This is a genomic window from Variovorax rhizosphaerae, assembly GCF_037889975.1.
Classification (GTDB): Bacteria; Pseudomonadota; Gammaproteobacteria; order Burkholderiales; family Burkholderiaceae_C; genus Variovorax; species Variovorax rhizosphaerae.
This window is the reverse complement of record NZ_JBBKZT010000060.1, coordinates 1-11,384: the sequence shown is the minus strand read 5'-3', so window position 1 is coordinate 11,384 and position 11,384 is coordinate 1. Positions and strand designations below refer to the sequence as shown.

At 63.7% G+C, this 11,384-nt stretch carries 9 protein-coding genes and 3 pseudogenes; 5 read left to right on the top strand and 7 right to left on the bottom strand.

The annotated features are described in order from the left end of the window. Positions 1-629: GAF domain-containing protein (locus WKW82_RS39365; protein WP_340348649.1), on the top strand; the 629-nt coding region annotated here is incomplete at its 5' end. On the opposite strand, the gene selD is transcribed toward WKW82_RS39365, so the two are convergent. Next, positions 522-1,577, bottom strand: a complete 1,056-nt coding sequence (selD, locus tag WKW82_RS39360) for a selenide, water dikinase SelD (protein ID WP_340348648.1) — start codon at positions 1,575-1,577, stop codon at positions 522-524. The two genes, WKW82_RS39365 and selD, sit on opposite strands and share 108 nt — an antisense overlap. Positions 1,578-1,595: 18 nt before the next feature. Here selD and mnmH point away from each other — a divergent pair, with 18 nt between their 5' ends. Next, positions 1,596-2,651, top strand: a complete 1,056-nt coding sequence (mnmH, locus tag WKW82_RS39355) for a tRNA 2-selenouridine(34) synthase MnmH (RefSeq protein ID WP_340348647.1) — start codon at positions 1,596-1,598, stop codon at positions 2,649-2,651. Positions 2,652-2,852: 201 nt separating this feature from the next. Here the strand turns inward: mnmH and WKW82_RS39350 are convergent, their stop codons facing one another. The 6 genes and pseudogenes from WKW82_RS39350 to WKW82_RS39325 all read right to left on the bottom strand — a co-directional run bounded on the left by WKW82_RS39350 (position 2,853) and on the right by WKW82_RS39325 (position 8,076). After that, positions 2,853-3,038: a copper-binding protein gene (locus WKW82_RS39350; protein ID WP_340348646.1), complete on the bottom strand. Its 186-nt coding sequence runs from the start codon at positions 3,036-3,038 to the stop codon at positions 2,853-2,855. A 73-nt stretch (positions 3,039-3,111) separates the two neighbouring features. Then, positions 3,112-3,270: a hypothetical protein gene (locus tag WKW82_RS39345; protein ID WP_340348645.1), complete on the bottom strand. Its 159-nt coding sequence runs from the start codon at positions 3,268-3,270 to the stop codon at positions 3,112-3,114. Between the two features lie 50 nt (positions 3,271-3,320). Beyond that, a pseudogene (locus tag WKW82_RS39340) lies at positions 3,321-5,397 on the bottom strand (efflux RND transporter permease subunit); the annotation flags it as partial. Beyond that, positions 5,394-6,263 (bottom strand): efflux RND transporter periplasmic adaptor subunit, encoded by an 870-nt coding sequence (locus tag WKW82_RS39335; RefSeq protein ID WP_340348650.1) that lies wholly within the window; start codon positions 6,261-6,263, stop codon positions 5,394-5,396. The pseudogene WKW82_RS39340 and the gene WKW82_RS39335, both read right to left, overlap by 4 nt. A 103-nt stretch (positions 6,264-6,366) precedes the next feature. Continuing rightward, positions 6,367-6,468, bottom strand: a pseudogene (locus WKW82_RS40890) (hypothetical protein); the annotation flags it as partial. A gap of 936 nt (positions 6,469-7,404) precedes the next feature. Then, complete coding sequence (locus WKW82_RS39325; protein WP_340348644.1) at positions 7,405-8,076, bottom strand: response regulator; 672 nt, start codon at positions 8,074-8,076, stop codon at positions 7,405-7,407. 303 nt (positions 8,077-8,379) lie between these two features. On the opposite strand from WKW82_RS39325, the gene WKW82_RS39320 reads away from it, so the two are divergent. The 3 genes and pseudogenes from WKW82_RS39320 to WKW82_RS40765 all read left to right on the top strand — a co-directional run. After that, entirely contained in the window at positions 8,380-8,946 is a 567-nt protein-coding gene (locus tag WKW82_RS39320; protein WP_340348643.1) for an ECF-type sigma factor, read from the top strand. Positions 8,947-9,229: 283 nt separating this feature from the next. Then, positions 9,230-11,071, top strand: coding sequence for a hypothetical protein (locus WKW82_RS39315; protein ID WP_340348642.1), 1,842 nt, complete (start codon positions 9,230-9,232; stop codon positions 11,069-11,071). Between the two features lie 47 nt (positions 11,072-11,118). Beyond that, positions 11,119-11,202 (top strand): annotated as a pseudogene (locus WKW82_RS40765) (IS6 family transposase); the annotation flags it as partial. Between the last annotated feature and the right edge of the window lie 182 nt (positions 11,203-11,384).

Genomic DNA, 11,384 nt, shown 5'->3' with positions numbered 1-11,384 from the left:
CCTGCCGCGTCCTCGGCGAGACCCTTCGCGTGAGCCGGGTGGGCTACGGGACGATCGACCCGGTGACCGAGACACTGCACGTGGATCGCGACTGGACCTCCGAAGGGGTCGGGACGCATGCAGGCGTGACGCCGCTGCGCGAGTACGGCTCGTTCATCGACAGCCTCAAGAAGAACGAGTTCATCAACATCGGGGATGTACGCGAGGATCCGAGGACGGCTCCGGCCGCGGCCGCGCTCGAGCGTCGGAGCGCTCGATCTTTCATGAACGTCCCGGTCGTCGACCAAGGCCGACTGGTCGCCGTACTGTTCGTCAACCATGCCGAGCCAAGGGCGTGGACGGAGGCCGAGACGGCTTTCATACGGGACATCGCCCTGCGCACGCGACTTGCGGTGGAGCGGGCACGCGGCACCCTCGAACTCCAGGCCAGCGAATCGCGCCTGCGCACCATCAACGAGACGCTCGAGCAACGACGACCAGAAGAATTGATTGTGAAAAATTCACGAGAACTTGGCGAGTGGTTACGGCATGAAAGCCACTCCCGGCCTTTTGCCCGCCGATATGGCGTGCAGCGCGCCAACGGTCGCGGCTCGTGCAAAGCCGGCTGTGCGAAAAACTTCGAGCACTGAAGGCACGCCCTCGGGCTTGCAGGTTACCAGCAGGCCGCCACTTGTCTGCGGGTCTGACACCAGCGCGCGCTGCCAGTCCAGTGCCGCTTCAGGCCACGCAATCTGCCCGCCGTAGCCGGCCCAGTTGCGATCAGACGCACCGGTAACGACCCCCTGCTGCGCGAACCGTACGGCATTCGCGATCAGCGGCAGCGCAGCCAGCGACACCGCGGCCGAGAGCCCCGACCCGCGGCAGATTTCCAGCAGGTGGCCGGCCAGCCCGAAGCCCGTCACGTCCGTCATCGCATGCACGTCCTTGAGGCTTGCCAATTCGATGCCGACGCGGTTGAGCTGTGTCGTGTGCCGGATCATCTCGGCATAGCCGGCCGCATCCAGCAGCCCCTTCTTGAGCGCCGCCGACAGGATGCCCACGCCCAGCGGCTTGCCCAGCACCAGCACGTCGCCCGCCAGCGCCGCCGAATTGCGCCGCACGCGCTCCGGGTGCACCAAGCCCAGTCCAACCAGCCCGTAGATTGGCTCCAGCACATCGATGCTGTGCCCGCCCGCGATCGGGATGCCGGCCTCGCGGCAGATGCTCGCGCCGCCTTCCAGGACGCGGCCGATCACCTCGGGCGGCAGCTTGCTGATCGGCATGCCGACCAGCGCCAGTGCCATGATCGGCGTGCCGCCCATCGCGTAGATGTCGGACAGCGCGTTGGTCGCGGCGATGCGGCCGAAGTCGAAGGGGTCGTCGACGATCGGCGTGAAGAAGTCGGTGGTCGCCACCAGCGCCTGCGTATCGTTGAGGCGATAGACCGCAGCGTCGTCGCTGGTCTCGGTACCGACCAGCAGTTCCGGCGGCACGATCCCTTGCGGTGCGCGTGCCAGAATCTCCGACAGCAAGCCGGGGGCGATCTTGCAGCCGCAACCGCCGCCGTGTGAGAAACGTGTGAGAGCGATCGGTTCCATGCCCTTGAGAATAATCCCATGACCCATCGCGGCCTCGTTCGCGTCGCCGACATCGACGACTTCGATGTGATGATCGACGCGCGCTCCCCCTCGGAGTACGCGCTCGACCACATCCCCGGCGCCATCAACTGTCCCGTGCTCGATGACGACGAGCGCCGCACGGTCGGCACGATCTACAAGCAGACCGGCGCTTTCGAGGCGCGCCGCGTGGGTGGCGCGATGGTCGCGGCCAATCTGGCGCGCCATCTGAATGAGCGATTCGCGGACAAGCCGCCGGACTGGAAACCGCTGGTGTATTGCTGGCGTGGCGGGCTGCGCAGCGGGTCGATGGTTGCGTGGCTGCGCCTCGTCGGCTGGGATGCGCAGCAGCTGGCGGGTGGCTACAAAAGCTTCAGGCATGACGTGATCGATCGGTTGGCCGTATGCATTCCCCGGCTCAGGCTGCAAGTGATCTGTGGTGCGACCGGCAGCGCCAAGACTCGCGTGCTGCAGGCGCTCGCGGCGCGCGGTGAGCAGGTGCTGGACCTCGAAGGGTTGGCGCGGCACAAGGGCTCGCTGCTGGGTGCGCTGCCGGGCGTGCCGCAGCCCTCGCAGAAAGCTTTCGAGACGCAATTGGCAACAGCATTGAAGCCGTTTGATCTGGAGCGCACGGTGTATGTCGAAGGCGAAAGCGCGCGCATCGGGCGCATCTCGCTGCCGATCCCATTGGTGGAGCGGATGCGCGGAGGCAATTGCATTGAAGTGGTCGCCACGCCTGAGGCGCGGCTCGAATACCTGCTGCGCGACTACGCCTACCTCGGCGACAACAGCGAATCGCTCGCAACGCAGCTCGGGATGCTCAAGGAGATGCAAGGCAAGGAGACGGTTGCGCGCTGGCAAGCATGGGCGCGCACGCATGCGTTGTCACCGCTGTTCGAGGAACTGATGCGCCTGCACTACGACCCGCATTACGCACGCTCGCAGGCGCGTCATTTTGCGAAATGGGAGGCGCGCCACCGCATCGCTGCGACTGATCTTTCCGACACGGGGATCGAGGCCATCGCCGACGCGGTCCTGACGCTTCCTCCAGTCTGATGGGCCAGCCTCATCCCTGATCCGCCTCCATGCGCTGATGGGAGCATTTCATTGAGGCTCACCCTCACCGGAGTGGGGATGATCAATCCCAGAGACGGCCAACGCTTGATGGCGAGAGCCGCTACCGAACATGCTCGACCCGCGTCAGCTTCGGCCTTCCGTCAATGATCTCGGCGTGAAAGCGCACCCTGTCTCCGACCTTCAAGCCGCTGAGCGATTCTTGTCCGCATCGAAGGCCATCGTCATCGGCGGCATGGCGAGATTCGGAATATCCCCGTCCTTGAGCACGACCTCGCCCGCAGCGACTTCGATTCTCTGAAACACCGCATCGGTCAGCGCGTTCGAAGCATTCTGGCTTTGCCCGGGCTCCTTCATGGGCATCGGCATGGACGGCTGTCTGGACTGGGCATGGACACCGAGGCAGGCAGCGAGCAGGGGATCGCAAGAACGCGCAGGGGTTTCATTCGAGTGCTCCTGAAGTTGAGGGAATCGGATTGAAAGCAGGCGCGGCAACGTTCTTGCGACGATGCAGCAGATACCAGGCGGCAGGCACCACGAGCATGCTGAGCAGCGGCGCTGTCACCATCCCGCCCACCATGGGCGCGGCAATGCGGGTCATCACCTCCGATCCGGTGCCGCTGCCCCACAGGATGGGCAGCAGGCCCGCCATTCGATGGTGGCCAGGTCGGCGCCCGCCACCTTGACACCCACGGGACTCTTGATGCCCGTGGCCAGCATGTCGATGCGATTGCGAATGGGAGGCACCCACACGTTCGACAGTCCCGGCACCTTGACGGCGCGATCCAGTTCCTCGACCAGCTTGTCTGGCGTCATGCCGATGCGCCATTGGTCCCTCGGCTTGAACTGGATGGTGGTTTCGAACATCTCCATCGGCGCCGGGTCGGTGGCCGAATCCGCACGGCCGGCTTTTCCGAACACCCGCGCCACTTCGGGCACAGTCTTGATGAGGCGATCGGTCTGCTGCAACAGTTGCGCCGCCTTCGACACCGAAAGCCCCGGCAGGGCAGACGGCATGTAGAGCAGGTCGCCTTCATCCAGCGGCGGCATGAACTCGGCGCCCAGGCGCGCCATCGGCACCACCGTCAACGCGAGCAGCACGCCCGCCAGCATCAGCGTCCACTTCGGAAAGCGCAATACCCATTCGAGCGCTGGCCGGTATGCCGCCATGAGCAAGCGATTGACCGGATTCGCCGCTTCATGCGGGATTCGACCGCGAATGAGGTAACCCATCAGCACCGGAATCAGCGTCACCGAAAGACCTGCCGCTGCCGCCATGGCGTAGGTCTTGGTGAATGCCAGGGGCGCGAACAGCCGGCCCTCCTGTGCCTCCAGCGAGAACACCGGCACGAAAGACAGCGTGATCACCCGCAGCGAGAAAAACAGGGCCGACCCGACCTCCACCGAGGCATCGGACACGAGTTGCCATCGCTCGAAGGCATTGGGCTGCCGTCCATGCCGCGTCTCGAAGGCCTCGATGTGCTTGTGCACGTTCTCGACCATCACGACGGCGCCATCGACCATGGCACCGGATGGCAATGGCAACGCCACCCAGCGACATGATGTTGGCGTTGACACCCTGCCAGTGCATGACGATGAATGCGGCCAGCACGCCAATGGGCAGCGCAACCACCGCGACCAGCGCCGAGCGCAGGTGGAACAGGAACACGGCGCACACCAGCGCCACGACGATGAACTCCTCGACCAGCTTGGCGCGCAGGTTGTCCACCGCCCGATCGATGAGGAGCGACCGGTCATAGGTCGGCACGATCTCGACGCCCGCAGGAAGGCTCATCTTCAGGGTTTCCAGCTTCGCTTTCACCGCCTCGATGGTGGTGCGTGCGTTCTTGCCGGAGCGCATGACGACTACACCGCCGGCCACCTCGCCTTCGCCTCCAGTTCGGCCAATGCCGCGACGCATCTCGGGTCCGATTTGGACCGTCGCCACGTCGCGCAAAAGCACCGGCGTGGCGCCTGAGATCGATACGGAAATGGAGCGGAAGTCTTCCAGCGATCGCAGGTAGCCGCGGGAGCAGACCATGTATTCGGCTTCGCCAAGTTCGACGACGGAGCCTCCGCTGGACTGATTGGCTTTCTGCAAGGCCTGCACCACGCTGGCTTGCGTGATGCCGAGCGCACGCATGCGATCCGGGTCGAGCACCACCTGGTACTGGCGCACCATGCCGCCGATGCTGGCCACCTCCGCCACGTCGGCCACGGTTTTCAGCTCGAACTTCAGGAACCAGTCATTGAGCGCACGCAGTTGACCCAAACCCCGGCTGCCGGTGCGGTCGACCAGTGCGTATTCGTAGACCCAGCCCACGCCCGTCGCATCCGGGCCCAATGATGCGCTGGCACCGGCCGGAAGCCTGCCTTGCACCTGGTTGAGGTATTCAACGACCCGCGAGCGCGCCCAATAGGGATCGGTCTTGTCGTCGAACAGCACATAGACGAAGGAATCGCCGAAGAACGAGTAGCCGCGCAAGGTCTTCGCGCCGGGCACGCTCAACATCGTTGTGGTCAGCGGATAGGTGACCAGGTCTTCCACCACCTGCGGCGCCTTGCCGGGAAAGGGTGTGCGGATGATCACCTGCGTGTCCGACAGGTCTGGAAGCGCATCGAGTGGCGTCCGGGCCGCTGACCACAGGCCTGCCGCCACGATAAACAAGGTGGCGATCAATACGAGGAACCGGTTGCCGACCGACCACCGGATGAGTGCCGCGATCATTGCTTTGCCGCCGGTTGAAGGCGTTCGACCGAGAGCAGCTCGTAGCCCTGTGGCCCGCCTTCCCTGAACTCGAAACGGACCGTGTCGCCTGGCTTGACGTCAGCAAAGGCGCCCGGCGTTTGCCTGGAAAAGCCCATGGTCATGGCGGGCCACTTCAGCGAGGCGACGGGGCCATGCGAAATGGTGATGCCGTCCGCTTCGACCCTCTCGACCTTGCCCTCCGCACGATGCGATGTTCCGGTGGTCGCTGGCGTCGAAGAAGCAGGGGATCCCGACGCGGTCGGAGGCGGGGCCGCACTCGCAGTCATGTTCCCCAGCACCGACCGCAGCCTGGCTTCGGAGTCGATCAGGAACTGCCCGCTTGCCACGACTCGCTCGCCCTCGGCCAGCCCCTGGACCACCTTGATGTCGTCACCCAGGTCTGCGCCGAGCGACACCTCCCGCGGCTCGAAGGCTCCGCTTTCCTTTTGAACGATGACGATCGAGCGCTTGCCTGTGACCGCCTCCGAGGCCACGAGCAGGCGTGAGCTCTTGATACCCCCCACCTGGAGCCGCAACAGCATGCCGGGAGTGAGCCTCCCCTGCGCGTTGTCGACTTCGAAGCGCGCCTTGAGCGTGCGTGTGGAACTGCTGATCTCCGGAAGGATTTCCTTCAACTCGCCGGCAAAGGTCTGTGAGGCATCCGCCTGCAACGCGGCTTGCACCTTCTGGCCCGCAGCAAGCCGCAACGCTTGTGCTTCGGGAATCTCTGCGGTCGCCCAAACTTTCTCGAACCCGGCGATCCGAAACAGGGTGCCGGACGCGACGGCCACGCCTTCGCGCACGCCCAGTTCCGCAATGACCCCGCTGACCGGCGCCGTCAGCACAAAGCGTGCTTGCGCCACGCCGGCCTTCTCGCTCTGGCGGATGAGTTCGCCCGGGATTCGACATGGCCCGCATTCGCTCGCGCGCAGCCACGACGAGGTCAGGGGAAACGCCGGCGCGCTGGAGTGCAATCAGCTCGTTCTGCGGTCCCAGCCACTCCGGCGCGAAGATGGTCGCCAGGGCCTGGCCCTTGCGCACCCGCTCCATCGGCGCGCGCACCGAAAGGCGCTCGACGTAGCCGGCAACGCGCGTCTGGACCGCCACATTCAAGCGCTCGTCGAACTGCACGGTGCCGATGGCGTCGAAGGACGAGGAGACATCGGCCCGGCGCACGGTGGCGTAGCGGATACCGAGGTTTTGCTGCACGCCGGGGCTGATCGTCACGCCCGAGCTGGTTGGTTGGCTGTCTGCATACATGGGCACCAGCTGCATGTCCATGAACGGAGACTTGCCGGGGCTTGTCGAAGCGTGGGTGTGTGAGGCCGGGAGGCGGAACGTTGTTCAACTCTCGGATCGTTACGCGTCTGGCATGCACCTACCATCTCAAGCCACGCTACGACCGCCTGCGCGAGCGCGGCCTGTTGACATTGCAGGAAATGGCTGAGACGTTGCAGGTTACGACCACAACGGTCAAGAGATGGCTGCAGCGCGGCCTGCTTCGTGGACACCCATACAGCGATAAAAACGAATGCCTGTTCGACCCGCCGAGCAATCAATATCAACACACGACACCAGCCGCCAAGCCCGCGTCGGGCTCCCCAGAGCCAGGTCCAGTCCCCGATCGTTCGAAGGAGGTGCAGTATGAAGCGTAGGCCTTGTCGTCGCTCACGCGAGGCCTCGAATACGACGGCTTCAAGCCCAGCCAATTGAGCATCGCCAGCACTGTCGTGGCCTTCAACGTGGAGCCGTTGTCACCATGCAGCACCGGCTTGGTGGTTGACGACAATTAGCTTGGCCGGCCAAGCTAATTGTCGCCAACCAGGCGACGCGTCATCGGCCAACAGGAAGCGAGCCCGTTCGACCCGGCGTTCGTCATTCCCATCCACCAAGACACACCCGCCCAGCGAGAGGAGCCAAAGGCATAGGGCAGTGGCAACGAACAGAACTCGAAAAGCGGGCATGAGAATACCGCGCCATGTCGCTTCAGTCGAGCAGACCCAGTTGGCGCGCCTCGTACAAGGCCTCCGCCTTGTTGTGCACGTCCAGCTTTCCGTAGATGTTGCGCACATGCGCCTGCACGGTGGTGACGGAGATCTTGAGGTGCGTTGCGGTCTCGGAGTACGTGCAGCCGCGCGCCACGAGTTGAAGCACCTCGAGTTCGCGCGGGGACAGCGCGTCGATCTTGCGATCGCTGCGAGCCGCGGGGACGGGTGGCTTCCTGGCGCCTTCCTGCCACCGCGAGAGCAGCTGGCTGGCGATCATCGGTGACATCGGCGCGCCGCCCGCGTGCAAGCTCAGCACATGGGTCGCCAATTCGTCCTCGGTCCCATTCTTGAGCAGGTAGCCTCGGGCCCCGGCCTCGAAAGCCTGAAGCATGTGGTAAGCATCGCCGAAGGTGGACAGCACCATGATCTCGCATTTCGGCTGCAGGCTGCGGCACAGGCGGATCACGTCAGTGCCGGGGCGATCGGGGAGACCCAGGTCGACCAGCAACACGTCGACAGGGTTCTTCGCCAACCAACGCATCACGTCCAGTGCAGTCGAACTGGTCTGCAACAGTTGCAGTCTCGGGCTCGCCCGAATCACTTTTGCGATGGCAGCCAGAACCTCGGGTTCGTCCTCCACCAGCGCCACGGTCACAGGTCGCATGTCCATGGGTCGCCCCCACATTGGCTTGAAGTTGGCTGCCCCAGGGGCAGCGTCCGCCCGATTTCAATCTTTGCACAATTCGGCACACGGTGGGCAGGTGCCGCCTCGTCTGAACAAACGATGCGTAGACGACAAGATTCGCCGAACGGGTCCAAAAGGCGAACCCGGTCTGGGGGTCAGCCCTATCTCCACTTCAAGCACGCGCCACTGCCCTTCCAGCCGTGATCTGCGCCGCGGACATCGTTAGAACTAACAAGCGACAGCGCGTCGACGGCTTCGTACGATTTGGGCGAACAACAGGAGCGGACCATGGACGACCACATTGCGGCACAGATCCACCGCGTGAACGCGAAGGAACCCGGAGCACAGGACGCGCTGTTCGCTGCAGCCTACGGCGAACTTCGTCGCCTTGCCCGATCCCGGCTGCGAAGCATGGGACGTTGTTCGTCCCTGGACACCACCGAACTCGTGCATGAATCCTACTTCCGCTTCATCCGGCGCGGGGAATTGCAGACTGAGAGCCGGCGTGCCTTTTTCGCCTATGCCAGCTGCGTGATGCGGTCGGTGATCGTCGACGAAGCGCGCGGGCGACTGACCGATCGCCGTGGCGGCGATTCGAAGTTCATCACGCTCGACACCCAGGTAGAAGAAAGTACGTCGAATGGCGAGAGTGAGTTGGTCTGGGTTCACGAGGCGCTGGAGGTGCTCGCGGAAGTCGAGCCTCGGCTGGCGAAGGTGGTGGAAATGCGCTACTTCGGCGGCTACGCCGAGGTGGAAATCGCGGACGCGCTCGGCACCACCGACCGAACCGTTCGCCGTGACTGGGAAAAGGCGCGGATGCTGCTTCGCGCTTTGCTCGAAGAAGGACCGCACTGACAAGAGAGTTGGACAGAGGGTTGCGGGGCTGCATGCTCCTCAACGATGGCCGGCTTGCATCGCCGCGAGGTAGCGCGCCGAAACACGCCGTGTCCCGAGGTGGAGATGACGCATGCATGGTCAGCCTTGTCGTCGCCATGATGCTGGCGTAGAACGACGAGTGCCTCGCTCGGACGGCGATGCATGAGGTCTTGAGACCCAGCGGTAGCGGCAGACTTCGGTTGAAACTGGCGCGCTCCTGCACGAGCCTGCCGATCCTGCATTGGTGAGTTCAGGAGGAAAGATGCGTTGGCTCTTCTTCATCCTCGGGATCCCGGCGACGTTCATTGCCGCCGCCGCCTTGTTCGGATGGCGATATCGCAAGGCAATTGTGACCTCGATGTTCAAGTCTGGCGCGATGGCGGTCCTGCCGCCGGTTACCGCACCGATGCCATTGGCGGAGGCGTCGCAGCCGCTGAGGGTGGAGCGAATCGGCAAGGAAGACTTGCGGCTCATTGGCAGCGCTGCCGAGCGGGCCGTCGACCGCGCCAACACCATCACAAGATCCGTCAAGCGTTGCTATCTGATCTCGGGCGGTACGCTCTGGAGCACGCTGGTTGTGTTGCACGCGTGGGTGGCGCCGCCAGTTTGGCACCGGGCACTTTCACTTGTCGTGTTGTTTGCGGCGCTTCCAGGGCTCATCGTGTTGGTGAATGTCGTCGCGCACTCGTGGCGCACCTGGGCCGTCATTGGCCTCATGTATTGCGTCGTCATCATGATGGCGATCGCCAAGCTCGGCTGGTATTCGGGTAGCGCTTCGCTGGCAATTGCCGCTGCACTGGACTTGGCTAACGTGTATGCATGGCCGGCACTTGCGATGCTCCTTCTCCTGCAACGACGCCTGCGACCTTTCTGGGTGGGCATCGCCCCGATTCTCGTCTTTGTTGTCACGGCGGTTGCGGCGGTCTCGCTGGCGGTCAGCACCCATGCCCTGCCCGAAGACATTGGCGTGTTCAAGCAACGCCCCGAGTACCGTTGGCCGGTTTCCCTCCTGCTCGCATTCGCGTGGGCGGCTGTGCCGGCAGCAGTCTGGGTCTTCCTGCGGATTTTGCGGAGCGCGGACCGACTGACGTACGCAGTTCCCCTGGTGGCCATCGGGGCCATCGGTGTTGCTGCGGACGAACTCCTGCGGCCCACATTTCCGATTGGTCCTCTCCTCGCGGCCGTGCCAGCCGGCGTCCTTCAATGCTCGGTTGTCTGGCTCTTCTTCAAGGGCTTTGTCGGCCTCGAGACAACCCGCTGGGTGTCGCCCTCGACGCTGCAGTTCCATGTTTGCTGGATGTACCTGGCGATCTACACGCTCGCACTGCTCGGCGTCCAGGTCGAGACCATGTCGCCTGCCGAGCGTTACGTTGTCTACGGGATCTTCGGGGGCAGCTTGATCGCCTATTTCATTCTCTTGCATGGACTGCTGCGTGTGGCCTGGAAGTCTTGGTCAGGCACTGCTCCGAAGCGGCTCCTGCTTCTGCGCGTGTTCGGCAGCGCCGACCAACGCGAACGCCTTCTTGACGCACTGGAAGACATGTGGCGACGTGTGGGCCGCGTGGATTTGCTCGCAGGGACGGATCTCGCAATGCGCACGCTCGGGTCATGGATGCTCGAGTGTTTTATTCTCCGGCGCCTCGATGCCCAATTCCTGAGCACAGAGGCGGACGTGGACCGACGACTAACGCGGCTCCAGAGCGAACTTGAAGGCGATCTCTGCTATCCGGTGAACGAGATTTGTTGCTATGTCGACGCCTGGCAGGCGGCAGCCATGAAGCTGTCGGTCGCATCTGACGTGGTGCTGATCGATCTTCGCGGGTTCGCGCGCGAGAACCGTGGTAGTGAGTTCGAGTTCACATACCTGATCTGGCGCGTTCCCTTGGCGAGAGTCGTCGTCCTTGTAGATAAATCGACCGATGAGGCAGCGCTGATCGATGTCGCCACGGCCGCCTGGGCCACATGTCCTCGAGATTCCCCGAATGCCGATGCGCGAGCACTGCCGCTACGGGTGCTCGCGCTTGATAAGTCATCATCGGTGGCGACTGTTTCCAGGGCGTTGTTTCGCGCGGCATATCAAAGTGATTCTTCTCGTTCCTCGTGAGGGCGGCGCCAAATGCCGGCGGGGGCTCATGTTCACAATGTTTATCGCTTACCTACCCTCTGAGTTTTCGTCGTATCGAGGAGATGATGGGCGAGCGCGGCGTGCTCGTCGATCACGCCACCGTTCATCGAATGGTCGATGGTCGATCAAGGGCAACGCTGATCAAGCCGGTGCTTTTCGCTGACCAGTAGTTGACCCGAACGGCTCTGGTGCGAATTTTACGCGCAGCTGAACGACTTCGCGAGTGCGTTGCGGCTGTCAGGCCGCAAGCACCGCGTTCCAAACTGCGGGCGCAGCTTGGCCTCGAAGGCGC

Excerpts from the sequence above, each read along its gene's own strand:
- WKW82_RS39350 (WP_340348646.1), bottom strand. The coding sequence starts at position 3,038 with ATGCCGATGCCCATGAAGGAGCCCGGGCAAAGCCAGAATGCTTCGAAC.
- WKW82_RS39320 (WP_340348643.1), top strand. The coding sequence starts at position 8,380 with ATGGACGACCACATTGCGGCACAGATCCACCGCGTGAACGCGAAGGAA.
- WKW82_RS39325 (WP_340348644.1), bottom strand. The coding sequence starts at position 8,076 with ATGGACATGCGACCTGTGACCGTGGCGCTGGTGGAGGACGAACCCGAG.
- mnmH (WP_340348647.1), top strand. The coding sequence starts at position 1,596 with ATGACCCATCGCGGCCTCGTTCGCGTCGCCGACATCGACGACTTCGAT.
- selD (WP_340348648.1), bottom strand. The coding sequence starts at position 1,577 with ATGGAACCGATCGCTCTCACACGTTTCTCACACGGCGGCGGTTGCGGC.
- WKW82_RS39315 (WP_340348642.1), top strand. The coding sequence starts at position 9,230 with ATGCGTTGGCTCTTCTTCATCCTCGGGATCCCGGCGACGTTCATTGCC.
- WKW82_RS39345 (WP_340348645.1), bottom strand. The coding sequence starts at position 3,270 with ATGACCCGCATTGCCGCGCCCATGGTGGGCGGGATGGTGACAGCGCCG.